The organism is Rhodopirellula baltica SH 1 (genome assembly GCF_000196115.1).
Lineage (GTDB): Bacteria > Planctomycetota > Planctomycetia > Pirellulales > Pirellulaceae > Rhodopirellula > Rhodopirellula baltica.
In genome coordinates this window covers 1,037,154-1,058,646 of sequence record NC_005027.1, presented here as the reverse complement: position 1 = coordinate 1,058,646, position 21,493 = coordinate 1,037,154, and the positions used below count along the sequence as shown (strand labels likewise).

The window sequence follows — 21,493 nt, the reverse complement described above, 5'->3', positions numbered from 1 at the left end:
CCGCCAGATTACCAGATTCGGCAACGCTCGCCAGAACCAACGATCTGAACAGTTGTGGCCCATTGTGGGTCAACGTTGTGATACATTTTCAACCATGACGACGGACATTGAAAAACAGCTGATCGAAACCAACCTTCGGTTTCGCATTGCCACGCGAACCGCGAAGCTCGGCTATTGGGTTTTTGACGTGAAGTCCTCTCACGTGGAGGTGTCCGAAGAGCTTCTCAATCAATTGGGACTTCCGCCGGACTACAAATGGACCCTTCAGAGTTGGAAGGATCGACTGCATCCGGATGACTACGACCGGGCGATCACCCAGTTGGCAACAGTGACCGACGGGCAGCCGACGGAATACTTCAACGTCTTTCGCCTTCAACATTCCAACGGCGGATATCGCTGGGTCGAGTCGATCGGAGATTTCATCTACGATGACAATGGCGATTTGGTCCGGATGATCGGAACCCACCAAGACATCACACGGCGAATCGAGATCGAGCAGGCGCTCGACGCGGCACTCGAAAACAGCATTCGCATGAACGAGTCGCTGCAGCGAAGCAACCAGGAACTCGAACAATTCGCATACGTCGCCTCCCATGACCTGCGTTCACCACTTCGAGGTTTGCAAAACCTGACCGCGTGGATTCGCGAGGACATGGAGGAAGCGGGGCAAGAAGTCCCTGAGTCGGTGCTGGAACACTGCTCCACGATGGGCAAACAGATCGCCCGCATGCAATCCTTGCTCGACGGTTTGCTGGCCTACGCCAGGATCGACCAAACCTACACGTCGACCGAACCAGTCGATTTGAACCAAATCGTTTCAGAAGCAATCGCTTTCGTCGAAGCTCCGGAGGACTTTGAGGTCCGCTTGGAATCAGAACTGCCGACCATCATCGGTAACTCGTCGCCGGTGATGCGAGTGATGGTGAACCTGATCGACAATGCTGTCAAACACCACCCCGGGCCCTCTGGAACCATCGTCATACGAGGCGGAGTGGCCGAGGACGGAACCGCGGAAGTCATCGTGGAAGACGATGGCCGAGGCATTCCGGAGGAACACCGTGAACGAGTGTTCCGAATGTTCGAAACGTTGAAGAACGACCGGGCGAGCGGCAAAGGCGGGATGGGTTTGGCCATGGTCCGCAAACTCGTGCTTTCCTGCGGAGGCACCATCCGTTTTGATGCCTCGCCACTCGGCGGTGCCGCGGCGATCACACATTGGCCGACCGATGCCTCTCAAGCGAAGCACAAGAAGTCACCCGAACTGACTCACCGTTTGCTCGAAGTGATCACCGGATCGACGGACCCAACCGACGTTGAGTCCACTGAATCGACCAACGGGCAGTAGACGTCGAAGGTTTGCTCACCAGACACACCTGGCTCGCAACCACACCACCGACCTCCTAGCGGGACGGATTGGGCTAACTGATCGAACCGTTCGGGCGTTTATCAATGCCCGAACGGAAATGTTGCGGGCGGAAATGTGGCTTCGGTACTTTCCACCGCGACGCGAATTTCTTATCGCCGCGGAACGTTCTTCACACGCCAAGCCGAGTGGATACGAAAACACCCAGGCACGATGGCCTGGGTGCGATGAATCAATTTCTTGCTCCGCAGACTCAGCCGATGAAAGGGCTGTTCGTCGTCAGCATCACGGTCGGACGAGCCGTGTTGGTTTTGTAGTAATCGGGTCCCCAGCGATTCAGTTCCACAAACATCGCGATGACCGCGATCAACATGAACAACATCGCCAGCAACAACATCACCGTGTAAACACTAGGTGGTTGCTTGCCCGTCGGTACATCATTCGATGGAAGTGTCGACACGATCGCCCTCCTCCACTACGCCTTCGCTGTAGTCCCGCATGATTTCGGCAACCGCACGATCAGGTTCCGTCTCACGCACTTTCAAACGGGTCACATAGCGACCACCACGGGTGACTTCTAGGTAGTGACCGTTGCGAAGCCCATCGTCATAGCCGATCGAAACTTCGACCAACTTGCGAGGACGGTTGACGACCAAGACGGTGCCGTTGCGTTCGGGCGGAGCACCATCGAGCGGATCGTTCATGTTCAAACCAGCGGCGTCGACGACTTCTTTGTATCGCGTCACCTGAGTATGCAATTGATCGTTGCGATCTTGTTGCAATTGAACCACGCCGCGAAGGCTGTTCATTTGGTCAGTCAATTCCAACGTGCGGGCGAACAAGGTGTCGCGGTCTTGTTGCTCGGTGCGGATTTGCTCTCGCAAACGAGCATTGTCTGCCGTCATTTTCTCCAACTCTTCCGCCCGAGCCCGGTCGGTCTGAGCCAGTTCAGTGCTCTTCGCCTGCAACTGCTGTACAGTCGACTCACTTTCACGCAACTGCGACTCCAACTGATCCAGCTGAGTTTGCAGAGCAGCCAAAGCGGTCCGACGAGCGGCTTGTTCGCGATCCAAGGACGCTTGTGTGCGTGCTCTTGAATCACGAAGTTGTTCGTTGGTGCGAGCGATGGTTTCGATCTGGGCCTTCAAACCCGTAGGTCCGAGCACGACATCACGCCAGTTGCGATGAGACGCGTTGACGGCGAGCGCCAGTACCATGAAAACCCCGCTAAGAAGCAGGATTATGACCGAAAAGGATTTCCCGAGTAGGGTCATGGGTGGTCGGTTCCGGATGGAGAAAAGAGGTCGGGAATTTCATTCCAAAGTATAGTTACGCCCAAAAATGAGTGTCAACAAAATTGCCTGAAACACGTCGCAATTGACGACACCCACCATTTCAATGGAAAGTGTAGCGATTGTAAGGGTCGCCACGGTTGTCCATGTGTGTTCATACCCCGCCACAGATGAGGACCAGGCCTCGTGGTGAAATCGCACCGGCGTGGATTGAGCACAACGTGAGTTGAACCGGCTCGACGACCGGCCGTTCAACTCAGCATTGAGCGGGAAATGGGTGTGGTTCTACGTTCCAACCCGCATCAAGAGATCGCTGATCCGGTCCATCGCGGATCGCAAATCATGATTTTCGCGAATCAAACGGTCCGCATTGGCGACGTGCAACTGCCTCTGATCAGCCTGTTCCGCGAATTCGCGAATGGCTCTCGCCAGTGAACCAGGGTCGGCTGGAACGGCCCAGTGACATGTCGGCTCGTCGCTCGATTTCTGCAGTTCGACGGCTCCCCCGGCCCGAGTCGCGATGACCGGGGTCTGCAAAGCGAACGCTTCCAGGACCACATTGGGCAATCCCTCAAAATGCGAAGGCAGGACCAATCCGTCCGCCGCAGCGATTTCAGAACATGCCGGCTGGATCGCGCCGGCGAACTCGACTCGGTGGATCGCATCCTTCGGCCCGGCCGCCAACACCATGTCTTTCCATCGAGATTCGAGATCACCGCGAAGCGGCCCGTCGCCGATCAACCGAAAACGAAGCGCCGGCAACTGCTCGGGCCAATCCTTCGCCAGAATGCCAATTGCACTGAGCAGTGTGGCGTGCCCTTTTTCCGGAGTCATTCGTCCAACGACGACCAATCGCAGCGAACCATCCGGTTCGAGACCAGGTTCGCTTGAGCCCGCAGAGCCGCGAATTGAATCCACATCGATCGGATTGCGAATCGTCTGCACGAGCGATTCGGGCAACCCGTAATACCGAATGGCGGACCGACGTGCCGCCTCGCTGACCGCAACCACGGCAGCGCTCCGCCGGTACGCCTGAGCAAGCCGTTGACGCTTCAACCACACGAATCGCTTTTCGACCAGCGGCAATGCAACTTCGGGAGGACTGACGATGGTCGACACCCGTGGACACGGTCTCCCCGAGGATCCGCGCTGGACGATCGGATGTCCGGCGATCAGCGTCATGTGGAACGTCCGGTCGTAGATCACATCCACGTCAGCCCGACGAATCAGATCGCGAAACCATTCGGCTTGACGTTTTAGCAACCCGCCGGGAATTCGATCTGATATTCGAGGCGAAAAGGATTCGGGCGGATGATGAATCGTGACATCGTTTGGAATGGTGCTTAGCAAATCACCGACCGCTTGGGTCAGATACAGATGCACGTCAAATCGTCCGCGATCGAGATGCCGAGCCAGCATCGCCGTTTGCAGTTCGCTTCCGCCGCCACGCATCGAACTGGCCATTAACAGGACTCGGCGGCGTGGCATGTGGCAGACTGGTTGGGATGGAGATTTGTTGGCCGGCGTCCGTGTTCGGTCACCACCATCAATTCTATGGTAACGAAGCCAGTAGACCAGGTTCCACCCGGCAATGGTGACCAGCTGTAGGCCAGGTTCCACCTGGCGATTGAGCCGATGCTTCGAAAGAAGCGAGGCGAGCACACGAACCAACGCTCCCTCGCGAGCGTCGGTTGTCACGGCGTTTCACCAACGCCATGTAAAACATGGCCTACGTGGACCACGTCAGGACTCTAGCGAATCCAGTAGGCCAGGTTCCACCTGGCAGTGGTGACCAGCCGTAGGCCAGGTTCCACCTGGCGTTCGAGCCGATGCTTCGTAAGAAACGAGGCGAGCACACGAACCAACAATCTCTCGCGAGCGTCGGTTGTCACGGCATTTCACCAATGCCATGTGAGACATGGCCTACGTGGACCACTTCAGGATTCTAGCGATCCCAAGCCATCCCCGGCCTGCTACCCACGCACAAAAAAAGCCGCGAGGCGGAGGGCTTCTCCGGTCTCGCGGCCCATCAATCATTCGTGGAATGGTGCCAGTTTGGCTCGGTTCACTACGCCTTCAAAGCAGCTTGAGCAGCGGCCAAACGTGCGATTGGCACGCGGAACGGGCTGCACGAAACGTAATCCAAACCAACCGAGTTGCAGAACTCGATCGAGGCTGGATCACCACCGTGTTCGCCACAGATACCAACCTTCAGCTTCTTCTTGATGCTACGGCCCTTGGTAACGCCCATTTCAACCAACTGTCCAACGCCGCTGGTGTCCAGCGATTGGAATGGGTCAACAGGAACGATCTTTGCCTCGATGTAATCGGGCAGGAATCCGCCGACGTCATCGCGGGAGTAACCGAACGTCATTTGGGTCAAGTCGTTTGTGCCGAAGCTGAAGAAGTCGGCGTACTCGGCAACTTCGTCTGCGGTCAAACAAGCACGAGGAATCTCGATCATGGTACCGATCAAGATGTTCAGCTCGCCTTCAAACTTCTTGGCGGTCTTGGTGGCTTCGATCGTTTCTTCGACCTTTTCACGCAGGATACGAAGTTCAGCAGCGGTACCGACCAATGGGATCATGATCTCAGGCTGAGCGTCGATCTTCTTCTTGGCACAGCTGATGGCTGCTTCGACGATCGCTTGGACCTGCATTTCCAGGATTTCGGGATACGTCACGCTGAGACGGCAACCACGGTGACCGAGCATTGGGTTGGACTCGTGAAGAGCCTCACCACGCTTTTTGATTTCCGCTGGTTTGACGCCCAACTCTTCCGCCATTTGCTTTTGAGCTGCTGCTTCGTGGGGCAAGAACTCGTGCAATGGTGGATCCAGCAAACGAATGGTCACTGGGCAACCCTTCATGGCTTTGAAGATGCCTTCGAAGTCTTTGCGTTGGAATGGCAACAACTTCTTCAGTGCTGCACGACGCGCGTCTTCGTCTTCGGCCAAAATCATGGCACGCATGTGAATGATGCGATCGGCTTCGAAGAACATGTGCTCGGTGCGGCACAGTCCGATGCCTTCGGCACCGAAGTCACGGGCACGCTTGCTGTCGGCAGGCGAATCCGCGTTGGTGCGGATCGAAAGGCGACGATACTGATCGGCCCATTCCATCAACTTGGCGAAATCGCCGGACAGTTTGGGCTCTTGCGTTTCGACTTCGCCGGCCATCACTTCGCCGGTCGTGCCGTCCAGGCTGATCGTGTCCTTGGCGGTGAACTTGCGTCCGCCGACCGTGATCGTCTTGCCCTTTTCGTTGATTTCCACTTCGCTGGCACCAGCGACGCAGCACTTGCCCCAACCGCGAGCAACCACAGCCGCGTGGCTGGTCGCACCACCGGTGCTGGTCAAGATACCAACAGCAGCCGACATGCCTTCGACGTCTTCGGGGCTGGTTTCGCGACGAACCAGGATGACGTCTTCACCAGCTTCGAAACGCTCACGAGCTTCGGGAGCGGTGAAGGCCAACTTGCCAACCGCGGCACCTGGCGATGCGTTCAGACCACGGCACAACACGTCTGCCGCGTTACGAGCGGTGGGTTTGAACGATGGCAACAAGCAGTGAGTCAGGTCGGACGCAGGAACACGAAGAACAGCTTCCTTCTCGGTGATCAAACCTTCTTTGACCATGTCGCAAGCGATCTTCACGGCTGCGATGCCGTTTCGCTTGCCGTTTCGAGTTTGCAGCATGAACAACTTGCCACGCTCGATCGTGAACTCGATGTCCTGCATGTCAGTGTAGTGGTCCTCAAGCTTCTTCTTGATTTCCATCAACTCTTTGTGAGCCGCTTTGTCCCACTTCGCCATTTGAGCGACAGGTTGTGGGGTACGGATACCAGCGACCACGTCTTCGCCCTGAGCGTTGATCAGGAACTCACCGTAGAACTTGTTTTGTCCGGTGTTGGGGTCACGGGTGAAACCAACGCCAGTTCCCGAATCGTCGCCCATGTTGCCATAAACCATGGCTTGGACGTTCACGGCGGTACCGATCAAGTTGTTGATCTCGGTGTTGCCCTTGGCCGATTCGATGCGGCGATAGCTGATCGCACGGTCAGCGTTCCATGAGCCGAAGACGGCTTCGATGGCCAACTGAAGTTGCTTGATCGGGTCTTGTGGGAAGTCTTCGCCGGTGCCTTTCTTGTAGACCGCTTTGTAAGCTTCGCAAAGTTCTCGCAAACCTTCGGCGGGAACTTCGGTGTCTTCGGTGACATTGTGTTTTTTCTTGACCTTGTCAAACGCAGCTTCGAACTGCTCGTGGTGCAGTCCCATAACGACGTCGCCGTACATGTTGATCAGACGACGGTAAGCGTCGTAAGCGAAACGCTCGTTCTTGGTCGCTTTGGCCAAACCTTCGGTTGCTTCGTCGTTCAAACCGAGGTTCAAAATGGTGTTCATCATCCCGGGCATCGAGACGGCGGCACCGGAGCGGACGCTGACGAGCAATGGGTTTTCATTGTCGCCGAAGTTCTTGCCGAGTTCCTTTTCGAGGATTTTGACGGCGTCCTGGATTTCGTCCATCAATCCCTTGGGAAGCTTTTTGCCGGCTTTGTAGTAGCCATCGCAAACTTCGGTGGTGATCGTGAACCCGGGAGGGACCGGCAGTCCGATGGAAGTCATTTCGGCCAAGTTCAGGCCTTTGCCGCCCAGGATGGCTTTGCTTCCGCCTTTTCCTTCGGTCTTCGTTTTGCCGAAGTAGTAAACCATCTTGTCTTTTTTTGCCATCGTCGCTGTCAATCCCTGTGTGGGGTTTGGAAATCAAAAGAACGTTTGGCCGCAAAGCGTATTTGGCACACGTAGTTAGGTCAATCAGTTAAGACGTCCGAAACCGGCAAAATCACGGGGTTTTCGCACCGTTTGGGGCTTGGTCGGGACACGCCGCGCCATCGCCAGATCGACACGCTCAACAAACGTCCCGGCGGTCAGTCGTGACGACGCAGATGCCCGGCACTGGTTTGGAACAATCGCCGACGCCGAGTGGCGGCTTCTTCGGCGGAGCGGCCGCGAGCGAGTTGCTGGTTCAAATCATCGAAATTGGCCCGACAAACGCGGCATCCGATTTCGGTCAGATGAAACAGGACGTAGTCCGCCATCTCGTGATCCAACTGATTCGCGACGTACGCCTGCAGCGTCGATCGGTCGGGACACGACAGCCGCTGACGACGCCAAATCGCACCGATCGTGTGCAATCCAGCGACATCCTGGCCTCGCAATTGGATCAGCCGCTGACGCAGTTTTTCGTCCTCCCGCACCGCCTGCTCGATCTCGGACGACCGCGACGGTTCGAGTTGCTCATCCAGAAAAGCGACCAATTCCGCGTCGGAGAATCGGTCGGGCGAAGAAGCGGAATCAGCGGACAACGGAAATTCAAAGGTGCGAGAAAATGAAATGGACCGACGACGATCGGCAGAATCAAACGTCTCGGTATGGTAGCGTCTTTTCGAAACTCGGGCGGAACGACGCTCCGTGAAATCGTCGCTCCACGACCCTCGACCTCCCATTGTCCGACTCTCGCTGTTCGATGCCTGACTTCCCGACCGAAATTCTGAATTCGCCCGAAGCCGCCGAAGCGGTTCGAATCATCACCGAATTGAAAGACGCCGGATTTGTCGCTGTCCTGGCGGGAGGCTGCGTCCGTGACGCGTTGCTGGGTCGCAAACCCAAGGACTTCGACGTCGCGACTGATGCGACACCCGAATCCGTGCGTGAAGTCTTTGGCAAACGCAACACGCTAGCGTTTGGAGAATCCTTCGGCGTGATCGGGGTGCTGCCTCCGCGATCCGCAGTGACGGAAGAGCCCTCTGCCAAACTGATGCCGACCGAAGTCGCGACGTTTCGCGCCGATGGCAACTACTCCGACGGCCGCCGGCCTGACAGCGTCACCTATGGCGATGCGGAAGCCGATGCCATGCGTCGTGACTTCACCATCAACGGGATGTTCTACGACCTGTTCGAATCCAAAGTGATCGATTACGTCGGTGGCATCCAGGATCTCGAAAAAGGCCATCTGCGAACGATCGGTAAAGCGGTACAGCGTTTCGAAGAGGACAAGCTCCGAATGCTTCGAGCGGTTCGCTTTGCGACGACTCTCGGATTTTCAATCGAATACAAAACCTTTGCCGCGATCCAAAACCACGCCAGCGACATCAGCGTCGTTAGCGGCGAACGCATCGGTGCCGAAATGCGTCGCGTGATGACGTCATCCGCCAGCGATTTCGGATTGGAAACATTGGTCGACACCGGATTGGCGTTGCACGTTTGGCCACAACTGCGTTCCATGAATTGGACGGAATACTCACGAGCCATCCAGACGACGAAGCATCGCTCATTCGAAGTCGCGATGGCACTCGCACTGTTTCACCTACCCGGCGATTCAATTCAGTGCCTACGCCTGCTCTTCAATGATTGGAAACTCTCCGTCGCGGAGCGTCGTGCAATCGAAGCCGCACTGACACATGCCCAAACGATCACCCAGTGTGACGGCTTACCATGGTCACGACTGCAGCCGATCTTGATCGACGAGGATGCTGAAACCATCGTCGCGACCGCGCGAGCCTTGGCACCGAAGTCCCGCGGCGTCGCCCGTGCGGCTCGATCTCTCTTTGGCGATCCGAACAAACTCAATCCGCCACCCCTGGTGACCGGAGCGGACTTGATTGCCAACGGGATGCGTCCCGGTCCGGAATTCAAATCCATTCTGCAATCAATTCGCGACGATCAACTCGACGGCAAACTCACATCGCGAGAAGACGCTCTGCGACGAGCCTTCCAAGACAAAGTCTGATCCCAATCGACAAGTCTCACAAAGGCTTTCACCCACCCGAACATTTGAGACAAAAGTTCGACTTTGCTTCGGTTTTACTCTGCTTCACCGGGCACGGTGATTTTCCAAGACACGCCGAATCGGTCTTTCACGATTCCGTAACGCGTGGCGAAAAAAGTCTCTGAGAGCGGAACGATCACTTGCCCGTGTTCGCTCAAACCGGTGAAGTGCCGCTCGGCATCTTCAATTGATCTCGCTCTCACAGCAAACGCGAAACCGGCGAAGGAAGTCTCGAATGACGGGTCGTCGCAACCGACGTCACTCGCCATCAACTCCGTCGACCCAATGCGAATCGTCGCGTGGAAGACTTTTTCTTCAAACCCGGATTTCGCGAATGACGTGTCGGGGCATTCGCGAAAACGCATCAGCATCAACACATCGGCGTCGAGCACCGCTTGGTAATGCTCGACCGCTTCTTCCGTGCGACCACCGAAGTTCAATGTCGTGACGACGCTCAACAAACCGCCCCCTGATCAAGCAATTGAATGGAGCTCACTTCGCGATTTCAACCTTCGCTTTTTCGCTCGCAGCGGATCGACGGGCGGAGTCGATCAACTTCGCCGTATTCTCCTCCGCTTCCTTGGTCATTTTCACAATCAAATTCTGAGTGCACTGGTTCGGCAACACCGTGAGTTTGGCTTTGGTGGGCGCGAAGCCGTCGCACTTGAATTCAAACTCACGGTCACCAGCCTGCAAGTGAAGTCCCGGCTGCACCGATGAATAGGGCGATGTCATCGCGTGCCCGGTGAACTTTCCATCGACGAAGATGGAGATCGGCCGAATGGAATCGATCGGAAGCACCATACCACCGACATTGACCATCGTTTGCCTGTCTGCTGGTGGTTCGTCTTGGGGCACGACAAAGAACAGTTTGACTCGCGAGCATCCTTCCGGCGGGAGAGGCTCAGCTCCGATTACAGACGTCGCGGTGACTGCCAGGATCGCGAAAATGGCTAGACAAGTCTTCATCGTGACCTCCGTTTGAATAAGAAAAGCACCGAGGAACATCTGCTCCTCGGTGCCAATTCTATCTCAATTCACGATGGGATGCCGTGGCAGTCCGCCGTTTGGACGGACGGCGACCAAGCCGCTGCGAATCTCATTCGTGGCCTTCTTCCTCGCCGGCCCGTGGGTCGACTTGAAGGCTCGCCAAATAGGCAACCAAATCACGCAATTCGCGGGCGGTCATCTGCTCAGTCAATCCAGCCGGCATCGATGACTTGCCTTTCTTCCGAGCGATGATGTAGTCCTTCTCGATCCGAGACCGTGACCCGTCGGCGGCGATCAGTTCAATCACATCGTCGGTCTCCGCTCCCACAATCCCGGTGAAGACCTGTCCATCTTCGTCCGCGATTACAGCCGTCTCGAAGCCTTCTGCGATCTTTGCATCCGGCAGAGCGATCGCTTCCAGCAACGTGCGACGGTCTCGCGTTTTGCCAATCGTTGTCAGGACCGGACCAACTTCACCACCCGCGCGATCCACTTTGTGGCAACGCACACACGAAAGTTCGGTCTTGCCAAAGAACAGCTTCGCTCCCTTGTCGGGATCACCACCGTGCAACGAATCCATCCACTTCGCCAATGGTTCCGTCGTCGCCAATTGCTCTCGATGAGCGGCGATCTTCGCGTTCCAGTCTTCAGGCAAACGTTTCGCGGCGGCTTCGACCAGGTTCAACTGAACATCGGCCGGAAGATCATTTTCGAGGTAAGCGTTCACACCTTTGATGATGTGCTCGAGGGCCTCTTTCGACTCCACGTTGGCCAACAAGTCCCAAGCCAATCCTCGAACGAGTTGGCTCTCGGTCGCCGTCGCGGCAATGAAGCGATCAACGGACGCGGGGCCATCGTGCTTGCCCAGAACGGAGAGTGCGGCGGTGACCAACTGAGTCGGTTGCTCGATATCGATCGCCCGAGCGATCTGGACCGCTTGAGCGGGTTGCAAACGAGCCAACGCCGTCAATGCCGACGCTCGTGATGCGGGTCGCGATTGAGCGTCATTGGTGCGTGCAATCAACTGCGGAGCGATTTTCTTGATCCCAAGTTTGGATCCAACATCGATCGCTTTTTCGCGAACCGTTTGGTCGGTGATCATCAAGACTTCGATGTGCTTGGCCAACGCTTCGCGAGCGACGATTTCAGGACGACTTTCCAAAGGTCGATATTCGTTCGTGACTCGGTCACGCGGTTCCGGAGTGGCCCAATTGGCCAACATGTCGATCGCTTCGATTCGAGCCCACGTCGGCTTTTCACCCGACGCAGCGAAGGACGCTAGAGCCGCAGCGGAGTCAGCCGTGCCAATTCGGTAATTGGCCGTCAACACGCGACGCAACAACGCCTCCGAATTCAGCGGCAAATCCGCGACCGAAATCAGCTTCGCCAACTCGTCCACGCCAGCCGGAATTGGTCGGTCGTGAATTGCCATCGCGGCTTCCGCCAAGACCAGTGAACTGGCGTCGGACAAAAATGCCGTCACCTTCTCGCTGCCTTGACCACGAAGAGCGGCGATGGCGGCTCGGCGAACGGGAACACTGCTGTGCGTCGCCAATCCCGCCAACAAGTCTTCCGATGCAACACGTCGCAGGAAAAACGTGCACGCGTGTCGGAGGGCAGGATCGTTGTTGTCGTTCTTCGCCAAAATCTGCAAGACACTGCCGATCGCTTGCTGATTGACAGAAGCGTTGCCAGTTTGCGAAGTCAACAATTCGGACAATGACATCGCGGCGAAGTACTTCACGCGAGGCGATTCGTCAGCCAACAACTCGCTGATCTTCGCGACTGATTCGGCATCGTTCCGATCGCCGGCCAAAGCACAGGCGGCGGCACGAATGACCGGGTCGGAATCGGTCAACCAACCGCGATTGGCGGCCAACACATCCGCTTGCTTCGAACCATCCAAACGCACCGCGTGCTCGCATCCCCAAATGCCGTGTAAACGCAAACGAGCATCCAAGTCAGTCGCTGACGCGATGTCGATCAGGGGTTTCGTTTCACCGCGGCTGGCGAGTTCCCACTGAGCATTCAAACGCACTCGACGATCGATGTGGCGAAGTTGCTCGGTCAGATCCTCCACCGATGCGGAGGTGAAATCACCACTGAGCAGTTCCTTGACTTCCGTCACAACATCGGTGTCTTGCTGTGCCGGGTCACTCAGCTTGTACAAGCGCCCTTTGCCAAGTCCGTCCCAACCATCGACCCAGTCACTGACCAAAAGCTCACCCGAAGGAGTGAACGCAACGTCGGTCGCGAGAATGTTCCAAATCGGCTGGTCATCGGCGCCCATTTTGTAAAAGGCCCCATCGGGATCCACCGAGAACGACCGGATGCCGCTATTGGATGGGCCGCCACGGAAATCACAAATCAGAAATTGATTGTCGAGTAGTTCCCCGAATCCGGTGCCCGGATAAAAGGCGAGTCCCGATGGTCCGTCGGTGAAGTTGATGATCGGCGGAACAAGGTGAGCCGGTTGTTCGTTGTGGTGCGGCTCCCAAATCTTCAAACGATTGAAAGGTCCGCGATCAGGCAAGTACTGATAGTGCATCCGCCAACCCGTGTCGCCACCTTCCAACAGATGAACCAAACGAGCTTTGTCGCCACTGTCGGAGTTGTTGTCGACGGTGAACCAGTCGCCGATGTCGTTGAAGGCCAACTCCTGCGGGTTCCGCAAACCGTTGCAATAAACTTCCAACTGGCTGCCGTCCATTTCGCAACGGAACACAGCGCCGACGGCTGGGTTGGACAACAGCTTTCCTTCGGGAGTCGTCACGTGGTAACCACGGTCTCCGATCGAGAAGTACAAACGCCCGTCATAGCCTCGGATCAACCCGTGCATGTCGTGACCACGGAAAGCGACTCGGACGCCATACCCATCCGACAACACTTGCGAATCTTCCGCGACGCCGTCGTCATCCGCGTCGGTCAATTTCCACAGTTTGGGAATGCAGGTGTAATAGATATCCGAACCGTTGATCAAAACTCCCGCGCCGGTCCCCTCTTCCAAACCGTTGAAGCCATCGGCCACGACGGTGGACTCATCGGCGACACCATCGCCGTCGGTGTCCGTTAACCGGCGGATCCGATCGTCATGTTGTGCGTAAGTGATCGCCGCTTCACCGAGCAACCGTTTGTGGTAATCAATTCGGTCTTGAACTGTCTCGGCCGACAAATCAGCCAGCAACCATTCGTCGTCGTGACCTCGGTTGTCCGTCACGCCGCGATTCTGCCGGTAGCTTTCGCAAACGTAGACTCGGCCCTTCGAATCCACGCCAAACGCGACGATGTTGGCGACTTGGGGCTCGGCCGCGAAAAGTTTGATTTCCCAGCCTTCAGGGATCTTGAATCCCGCCATCGCCTGGGCCGCTTCTTCGGACGCCTCGGCGATTTCCGGTTCCAGCGCTTCGGGTTTGGTATTCGTCACCGCCGCGGCAGCTGGCTCGTCGGCACTCACCGAGCCGATCGAATCGGTACCACTGAGAACGGCACAGACCGGCATCGCAGCGACGATGAGGCCGAGCCCGATCGCGGAGCGAATGAAGGAAGACGGACGCCGCGACCGACGCAAAGAACGGGAAAACGAGCGAGAGGGGAAAGCAATTGGCGACGACATAGTGCTGATAAGAGACCTCATTGGGCGGCGGCGAGCGGTATGTATAGAATAACTGGGGCTTGGAAAGATGGACAAGGATTAACCGTCCAGCATCTGGCATTCCAACCGAATATTTGCCTGTCAAACTTCTTGGTCTCCATCCCGAAGTCACCGTTTCAATGAGTGAACCGAACCCTTCGCCGCCACCATCGGATCAAGCCACTTCCGAGGCCGCTTCGTCTTCGCAAGCAGCAGGCGATCTGTCCGCGAGCGCTGAATCGAGCGAGATCCGGCGTGGCAGCCCCTTCGCGGCGGGAACCGATCGCCCCGTCATCGCCGCGACCATTCCGTTTCATCAAGAAGAAGTCTGGGTGCCCGAGTCCGGCATTCTGCAAGCGAGCGTCATCGCCGCACTGATCGTGCTGGTGTTCTCGGTCGCCTGTTGGCGATTGTTCCCGGCTGGCGGCATCCTGGTCACGGGACTTGGGTGCGGCCTTTCGATCCTCGGAATGTTCTCATCCCGACTCGTCGGTGCCGCACTCTGCCTGATTGCCCACTCGGTCCTCTTCGCCGCCTGCTACATGCAGATGATGTAGTAGGAAGTCGAAAGGGACTCAGAAGCTCAGGACCACAGTTGCGGTGAGTGTGAACCAGGCCTGAGATGATTGACGCCTAACGGTTGTTGGCTTGCGGGCGATTGGCGACGCTTGGTGCGGCGTCGGGGCTCAATGCCAGAGCCAACCAACCGTCACGAAGTTCCAACTGACTGACGACCAAATCCTGCATCGCAGGATGCTCGACCAACTTTGGCGTCGTCAACGGAATCACTCGATCTTCCGCCAACACTTTGTTGAAGACCGCTCGAATTGGCAGTCGTTGTCGCATCGACATGCCCGGGCCACTGACTCGCAGGTGCCCATCTCGAACCAGCCTCGCGTTGAGCCCGTCGATCTCAGGTTTGTAAGCCGCGCGAACGATGAATCGCGTCAGCTTCGGACTGCCCGGTTGGCTCAATCGAACCACACGCAGCGTCAGCCACATCTTGCCGTCTTCGATTTCAATTGTCATTGGCCGCGTCGGCGAGAACGCGATTTCAGCATCACCGGGAACTTCCTCCGGCAACGTCGCACCTTCTTTGCCAAACAAAGCAAACGTATCGGTGTAAAGCTGATCAAACGTTTTGACTTCGCCGCGAGGAAGAATTTGCTCCAACGTGTTGTTGATTGCCGATTGATGCATCTGCAAACTCAACCAGCTGTCATTCCACGCGCGAGGACGAGGCGTGTGAGCGGCGAGTTGCCAATCACCGGCCAAACGATACCGAGCGATCAAACGTTCCGACGTGGTCTCCAAATCGATCACCGTCGGTGACAACTCCAAACGTCCAAGCGGTCCGAGTACGAGGTCGTCCCACTTTTCTTCCGCCTTTGACGTTTGACTTCCCAATTCCGATTGAGTCTGCGTTGTGACTTCATCTCGAATTTGTTGACGTGTTCGTTGATTCGCCAACGACTTGGTGTCTTCGTATTTCTTTTCCGCAATGCCGCGAACCAAGGATCCAATCAACGGCCATTGGTTGACCTTGGAATCCACTCGCTGCAATCGGTTGTCGGCGTTGACCTGCACTTCGGTGCCGCCAACGGTCAAACCACCGGGCGTGATACGAATCGGAGTCGACGCATCAAACTCGGCCCAACCATTGGCATGAACGGTCACGCCACTTTGCTGAGCGTAGCTGCGTGTCGACACGTCACCTCGCGTCAACAAATCGATGCTCCATTGTCCAGGCACAGGATTCAAACGCAGATCCATCGCGGTGCTGACGTTGCTGGTTCCTCGCACGGGCGTTCCGGCAACCCGGGTCGCGATTGGTGACGTGCGATCAGGAACCGATGGGATCAATCGCTCGATCAACTTCGCCGAGATCGCGGTTCGAACATTTGCATTTCGGTAGTTCAGATCAATTGCTTTGGCGACTCGAGCCGCGTGAGCGTCGTCTGAAAACCGCAGTGATTGAAACGCGTTGGTGACCTTCACAGCCGCCAAATCAATCGCGTCGGCTTCGGCTCGTTCCAAGTCTTGCAGCAACGCGACGTAGTCGATCGGGATCGCACTCCACGTCTTCATGGCTTCGGTCAATTGCAACAGTGCAGCTTGACTCAACCATTCCTCGTGCTCGGGTGCCAATCGCTTCGACGTGATTCGCGAAAGATATCGCTGGGCCGTCAAGGCACGCTCGTCCATGTCATCCGACGAAGCGAGTGTTTGGATTTTGTCGAGCAACAGGAACGTCGTCCAACCATTTGGATCACCCGTTTCCGGCAATTTTTCACGGACATCGCGAATCAGTTGGTGCACATCAAACCGTTCATGCACCTTGTTTTGACTGTGCAAGGTCAACGTCTCATTCGGCAGGGTGCCGGACGGTTCGAAGGAACCCGCATGGCCGCGAGCCAACTGCCAAATCGATGCCCACACACTTGTGCGACGCGACAACGAATGAGATGCCTGCAACCAACGCACTTGCTGGTCACGTTCAGGAGCTCGTTCAGCCAACTGCAATCCAGCAGCGGCCAACGATGATAGCTCACGCAGGATCGGCCCAGCGTCTTGTTCGCCCAATCGAGCGAGTTGACGAAGCTGGCTCAGTCGCTCGTCGACTTCCTCGGCCCAGCGTCCCATCACGATCGAGGTCGCCTGACGACGCATCGCTTCGGCGGAAGAGATCGATCCGTTATGCAGGTCTCCTGTCCGAAGCATTTCGTCATGAGCGGTCTTCAAATCGGTTCGCTCGATATCGACCGAAGTCAGCAACACATCGCTCAGCTCTTCATTGGCATCTAAAGCCAAATTCGCATGCGAGGACAACTCCGACAATTCCAATCGCAGTTGTTTCGGAAGTGGCCAACCGGTCGCATGGTGCGTTTTCGTTGCACTCGCGTTTTCGGCCGGCGAGACAACAGGTGGACGGACAAAACGGGGCAAGTCCAGATTCAATTGCGGAACGTCCGCGGCTCGCACGCTTGGTTTTGCCAGGACCGCAACCGAATCGGGAATCAATGAAGTGGATTTGTCGCCCGCGTCTTGCGATCCCGTGTGGAACATTTCCGCGGGTAGCGAAACCGATTCGGATTGCTTTGTCGTCGGGTCTTCCAATCCGGGTGACAACGAGGCGGGAACCGCAGCGGAAATCTGTTCCAGAGCAGGTTCCAGCTCCAAAGCTTCAGAAAATCCAGCCAGCTCCGTTTCAAGGTCAATCACCGGGGCCTGCAACACACCGGGTGATTCCGGCGCATCGTCGGCCAAACGCTCGGGCAATGACAATCCTCGACCGCCACGGTCAGGACGATGTGCATCTTCAGCGGGCGTTTCAGGCGATTTCACGTCCGCTTGATTGAGCGGCGTCAACGGTTCAGGAGCGCCAAACCCGTGCTGAGTCGACGAAGCAAAATCATCGGGCCGATTGGGCGTGTCGGCGTCCCACGCGAGAACGTTTTCTTCCGATGTCAGATATGTGTCACCGTCATCAGGTGTCGCAGACGAATCGGCATCGACGGATCGGTCGAATCCAATTTTGGCGAACACAGCGTCCGGGTCGATCAAACCGGTCGACTTCAGAAGATAGGGCGAAGTGGTGGCTGCGATGACGGCGATGGATGCCGTGATTGGCCACAACAACAGCGATCGTCGGGAATCCTGACGCATTCGATGACTGATATTAGAGAGCAATTGAGAAGGCCGGCGACGAGACGATTTGCGCCGATCAAACGCTTATGCCTAAAATGGGCTCTCCAAACCAAGATGAATTCTGCCACCGATCGCCGCGATGCGAGGTTTGTCGCTCAGAATGAGTGATTTTATTGCTTCGCCCGCTCACCACGCGATGTTCAACTCGCCGAACGCGTGAAACGGATCTCGTGTGAAACTGCGGAACTCGTCAGTCATCGTCCACATCTGAATCTGCCGTGGCGGTTTCCCAGTAGGAAGGAATCTCGCAAGCACGAATCGTGTGTCGGTCAGTTTCTCGTTCCGCGATCAAACGCTCTGTCAGTCCACCCTCGTTCAAAAAGCGACTGACGACGGCGGTGCTTCCGTGTGTCACCCAAATATCGTCGGCTTCGCTCCATACGATCGCATTCATCAACCCCGACCAATCCACGTGGTCGCTCAGCACAAATCCGCGGTCGACCGCCCGACGCCGCCTCGCACCTCGGACCGCCATCCAACCGCTGGCCATCGCCGTGCTGACCGCTCCAAATTTTCGCATCCACGGTGTGCCATGAGCGCTCGGCACCGCGACCACGATTGAACCCGCCCAATCCAGTTTCGCTGTTCGTTTGCGAGATCGTTTTTTCGGCGACTTTTCAGCGGACTCGTCCGAATCGAGTTTTGTTTCACTCGATTGCCCCGTCATCTCGATTCTACGTGTCACCGCCATCGTCTCCGGCAATTCCACTCCGGATTGACGATAAGCCTGCACGCCTTTCTCAACCGCACCGTGCGTGTAGATCGGACCAATGGAAGGATCCAGACCGGACAACAATCGCTGCGACTTCCCAACCGCGTACCCGTACAGCAAGCAGCACTTTCCTTCCGCCGCCGATGTTCGCCACCAATCATTGATGTCGGCAAAGATCTCAACATCTTCACGCCACTGGTAAATCGGCAACCCAAAGGTCGACTCCGTCACCAAAGTGTGGCATCGCACCGGTTCGAAATCGGCACACGTCGCATCCGATTGCAATTTGTAGTCTCCCGTGACGACGGCGACTTCGCCTTGATATTCAAGTCGCACCTGAGCCGAACCGAGCATGTGCCCGGCCGGATGCAGAGAAACTTGGATGCCGCCAATCGTGCGTGGCTCGCCATATTCCAGGAACTCAAATTCAGCTTCATTGCTCAGACGCATTCGCAAAATGGGTTCGCCGGGTCTGGCTGACAAATAGTGGCGACAACCCCATCTCGCGTGATCACTGTGTCCGTGAGTGATCACGGCCCGATCGACCGGTCGAACGGGATCGACATAAAATCCGCCGATGGGACAATGCAGCCCCGCGGGGGTCGTTTCCAACAATTTTGGTCGTGGGCGTGTCATGAAAGCGGCTGTGGCTGGTGAAGGCCGTCATCTGTACATGGGATGCGGACGGATTAAGGTTGGGCGAAAATCGAAGCGGCCCCCGATCCGTTCCACTGTATCGCCGCGTGAACCACGCCGTAAAAAACGGCCAAATTGCCGCTGACAATCAACGACCGCTCCACCATTGCCAATCCTTCCGGGACCACCAAACAAACGTGACTCACCCCGATTCCTTGCCGCTTTCACGCCGAAATCGATTTCTGATCAGCATCTTGCTGATCGGAATGCTGTTGACGATCGTTCTGCCGCCGCTCGCTTTTCAAGCACGTGGGGCTCGCGGGTTATCCCCATCGGTCGGAACATTGCTTTCGGTGATTTCGCCGATCGCCCAGATGTTTTACATGGATCGCGGGTATGCCTTTTTCGCTCCCGATCCCGGCCCCAGCCACCTGATCCGGGCGTCTTCCGATGCCGGAGAAACGGTTCAGGTGTTCCCCGACCTCGACGAGCAGTGGCCCCGGCTGAAATACCACCGGCACTTCATGCTGGCTGAATTCCTGAATGACTCCTACCAGCCCGCATTGCCGCTGGAGGTCAGTCAATTGATCGGCCCCGAACTCAGTCCTGAAGAATTGCAAACGCTTCGACTGGGCCGCAAACGATACGAACGCATCCTGGAATCGATGGTCCGGCACCTGGAGTCCACCGGCAAATCGGATGTCGCGATCGTGCGTCTGGAACACCAATTGGCCGATTTCGTCCTCTTCGCTCAAGAAAACTTGTCTCTGACCGAAGAACGATCCTACGTCGAGTTGCCCGACGTTCCGATCACGTTGGAAGGACTGCTCGGTACCGCCGAAGCATTGCCTCAACCAGACGCCGAAAACGCGACTCCCATCGATCCATCGAACTCGGAACCCGTCCCCGTGCCGGACGGCGAACGTAAAACCGACGCCGATTCCCCCATCGTCGAAACGGATCAACCAGACGATACACAGGAGGACGCATCATGATGATCGAATCCTTCAAACAGTACGCCGCTTCATGGGTCGATGCTTGGGATCGATTCTGGTTCACACCGCGCCACATCGACACGCTTGCCGTGCTGCGAATCGTGACCGGAGCGATGCTGTTGTATTCGCACTTGGTTCTCGCCACCGACTTTGCATCCTTCATCGGCACGGAAGCCTGGATCGACAATGAAACCAGCGCGCGACTGCACGATGGAACGCTTGGCGAACAAACCGCGGCGTGGTCTTACCTTTGGCTGGTCGACAACGCGACGGTTCTATGGCTGAACCACATCGCGACGATCTTGGTCACTGCCTGTTTCATGGTCGGCTTCCTCACACGCGTGACCGGCCCGCTGACATGGTTCCTTCAATTGATGGTGATTCATCGATTGCTCGGCAGCCTCTTCGGTTTGGACCAAATCGTGACTTACTGCGCAATGTACGTGGCCTTCACTCCCTGCGGAGCGGTGTGGTCCATCGACGCGAAACTGCGACGACGATTCACGGATGATGGCGAGAAGACGCTGACCGGCCTGAAAGCTTGGTTGTTTCCGGCGGACAAGAAAACCATCACTGCCAACGTGGCGACGCGTTTGCTGCAAATTCACCTGTGCGTGATCTACTTGTTCGGCGGAATCGCGAAGGCACGCGGTGAGCTTTGGTGGGATGGGACCGCGGTCTGGTTCGCCGTCGCCAACTACGAATATCAATCGCTCGACATGACATTCCTGGGACGTTTTCCGCGGGTCTTCACGGCTTTGTCGCACATCACGATGTTCTGGGAAATCTTTTATTGTGCGATCATTTGGCCGCGACTGACGCGAGGAATCACACTGGCTCTCGCCGTAGCCGTCCACGGCGGAATAGCATTGTTCCTGGGCATGATGACATTCGGAATCATGATGATCGGAGCCAACGGAATCTTTGTTTCGCCCGATTGGATTCGCCGGAAACGACTCGGCGACCTCGCCGAAGATGAGAGCGACGACGCATCCCTTTCCGGGGTGATGACATCGCTGGGTGGCGATCCAAATGGTGGTTCAAAGTCCGTCCAATTGCCGGCTGATTTGCAGCACCGCTTGGAAGAATTGGAAGCAGCCGAAAAAGGCATCCAAAAGCGCTACGCGAAACTCAAACGTCGCGAAGCCAAGAACGAAGAACGCACCGAGCGTTTGATGGCAACTCGCGAAAAGATCAAACAAAAGCTGGCCGATGGGAGCCTGTCGGCCGGTGATAGCGTTTTGAGAAACGACGATCTCAACGAGTCGTGAGTCGCGTTGCTTGCGCCACGTAGCCGGATTCGCCAGAATTCGGTGTTCCAATTCTCGTCCGAATTCTG

General features: G+C 56.6%; 15 protein-coding genes. 5 read left to right on the top strand and 10 right to left on the bottom strand.

The window, feature by feature from the left end; all coding sequences use genetic code 11:
- The first annotated feature begins 94 nt into the window (after positions 1-94).
- Complete coding sequence (locus RB_RS03905; protein ID WP_164921481.1) at positions 95-1,345, top strand: sensor histidine kinase; 1,251 nt, start codon at positions 95-97, stop codon at positions 1,343-1,345.
- A gap of 271 nt (positions 1,346-1,616) precedes the next feature.
- Here RB_RS03905 and RB_RS03900 read toward each other — a convergent pair whose 3' ends face one another.
- The 5 genes from RB_RS03900 to RB_RS03880 all read right to left on the bottom strand — a co-directional run bounded on the left by RB_RS03900 (position 1,617) and on the right by RB_RS03880 (position 8,019).
- Positions 1,617-1,823, bottom strand: a complete 207-nt coding sequence (locus RB_RS03900) for a hypothetical protein (protein WP_007328243.1) — start codon at positions 1,821-1,823, stop codon at positions 1,617-1,619.
- The gene (locus RB_RS03895; protein ID WP_007336109.1) at positions 1,801-2,580 is read right to left on the bottom strand and encodes a hypothetical protein; all 780 of its coding nucleotides are present in this window, start codon (positions 2,578-2,580) and stop codon (positions 1,801-1,803) included. The genes RB_RS03900 and RB_RS03895 overlap by 23 nt, the downstream gene beginning before the upstream one ends.
- 360 nt (positions 2,581-2,940) lie before the next feature.
- Entirely contained in the window at positions 2,941-4,143 is a 1,203-nt protein-coding gene (locus RB_RS03890; protein ID WP_164921480.1) for a glycosyltransferase, read from the bottom strand.
- Positions 4,144-4,723: 580 nt separating this feature from the next.
- On the bottom strand, positions 4,724-7,384 hold the full coding sequence (gene ppdK, locus RB_RS03885; protein ID WP_164921479.1) for a pyruvate, phosphate dikinase: 2,661 nt from the start codon (positions 7,382-7,384) through the stop codon (positions 4,724-4,726).
- A 197-nt stretch (positions 7,385-7,581) separates the two neighbouring features.
- Positions 7,582-8,019: a hypothetical protein gene (locus RB_RS03880; RefSeq protein WP_231846195.1), complete on the bottom strand. Its 438-nt coding sequence runs from the start codon at positions 8,017-8,019 to the stop codon at positions 7,582-7,584.
- Positions 8,020-8,180: 161 nt separating this feature from the next.
- On the opposite strand from RB_RS03880, the gene RB_RS03875 reads away from it, so the two are divergent.
- Positions 8,181-9,443: a CCA tRNA nucleotidyltransferase gene (locus RB_RS03875; RefSeq protein ID WP_164922696.1), complete on the top strand. Its 1,263-nt coding sequence runs from the start codon at positions 8,181-8,183 to the stop codon at positions 9,441-9,443.
- A gap of 74 nt (positions 9,444-9,517) precedes the next feature.
- Here the strand turns inward: RB_RS03875 and RB_RS03870 are convergent, their stop codons facing one another.
- The 3 genes from RB_RS03870 to RB_RS03860 all read right to left on the bottom strand — a co-directional run bounded on the left by RB_RS03870 (position 9,518) and on the right by RB_RS03860 (position 14,085).
- A complete protein-coding gene (locus RB_RS03870; protein WP_164921478.1) occupies positions 9,518-9,940 on the bottom strand; it encodes a VOC family protein in 423 nt (140 codons plus the stop codon).
- 34 nt (positions 9,941-9,974) lie between these two features.
- Positions 9,975-10,451 (bottom strand): hypothetical protein, encoded by a 477-nt coding sequence (locus tag RB_RS03865; protein ID WP_231846194.1) that lies wholly within the window; start codon positions 10,449-10,451, stop codon positions 9,975-9,977.
- Positions 10,452-10,581: 130 nt separating this feature from the next.
- The gene (locus tag RB_RS03860; RefSeq protein WP_164921477.1) at positions 10,582-14,085 is read right to left on the bottom strand and encodes a DUF7133 domain-containing protein; all 3,504 of its coding nucleotides are present in this window, start codon (positions 14,083-14,085) and stop codon (positions 10,582-10,584) included.
- 158 nt (positions 14,086-14,243) lie between these two features.
- Between RB_RS03860 and RB_RS03855 the strand changes: the two genes are divergently transcribed.
- Entirely contained in the window at positions 14,244-14,660 is a 417-nt protein-coding gene (locus RB_RS03855; RefSeq protein WP_007332717.1) for a hypothetical protein, read from the top strand.
- A 76-nt stretch (positions 14,661-14,736) separates the two neighbouring features.
- On the opposite strand, the gene RB_RS03850 is transcribed toward RB_RS03855, so the two are convergent.
- Positions 14,737-17,769 (bottom strand): hypothetical protein, encoded by a 3,033-nt coding sequence (locus RB_RS03850; protein ID WP_164921475.1) that lies wholly within the window; start codon positions 17,767-17,769, stop codon positions 14,737-14,739.
- A 232-nt stretch (positions 17,770-18,001) separates the two neighbouring features.
- The gene (locus RB_RS03845) at positions 18,002-19,159 is read right to left on the bottom strand and encodes an exonuclease (protein WP_011118602.1); all 1,158 of its coding nucleotides are present in this window, start codon (positions 19,157-19,159) and stop codon (positions 18,002-18,004) included.
- Between the two features lie 197 nt (positions 19,160-19,356).
- Between RB_RS03845 and RB_RS03840 the strand changes: the two genes are divergently transcribed.
- Together RB_RS03840 and RB_RS03835 are read left to right on the top strand one after the other, a co-directional pair.
- Positions 19,357-20,154, top strand: a complete 798-nt coding sequence (locus tag RB_RS03840) for a hypothetical protein (RefSeq protein WP_231846192.1) — start codon at positions 19,357-19,359, stop codon at positions 20,152-20,154.
- Complete coding sequence (locus RB_RS03835; protein WP_011118600.1) at positions 20,151-21,425, top strand: HTTM domain-containing protein; 1,275 nt, start codon at positions 20,151-20,153, stop codon at positions 21,423-21,425. The genes RB_RS03840 and RB_RS03835 overlap by 4 nt, the downstream gene beginning before the upstream one ends.
- Positions 21,426-21,493: the final 68 nt, after the last annotated feature.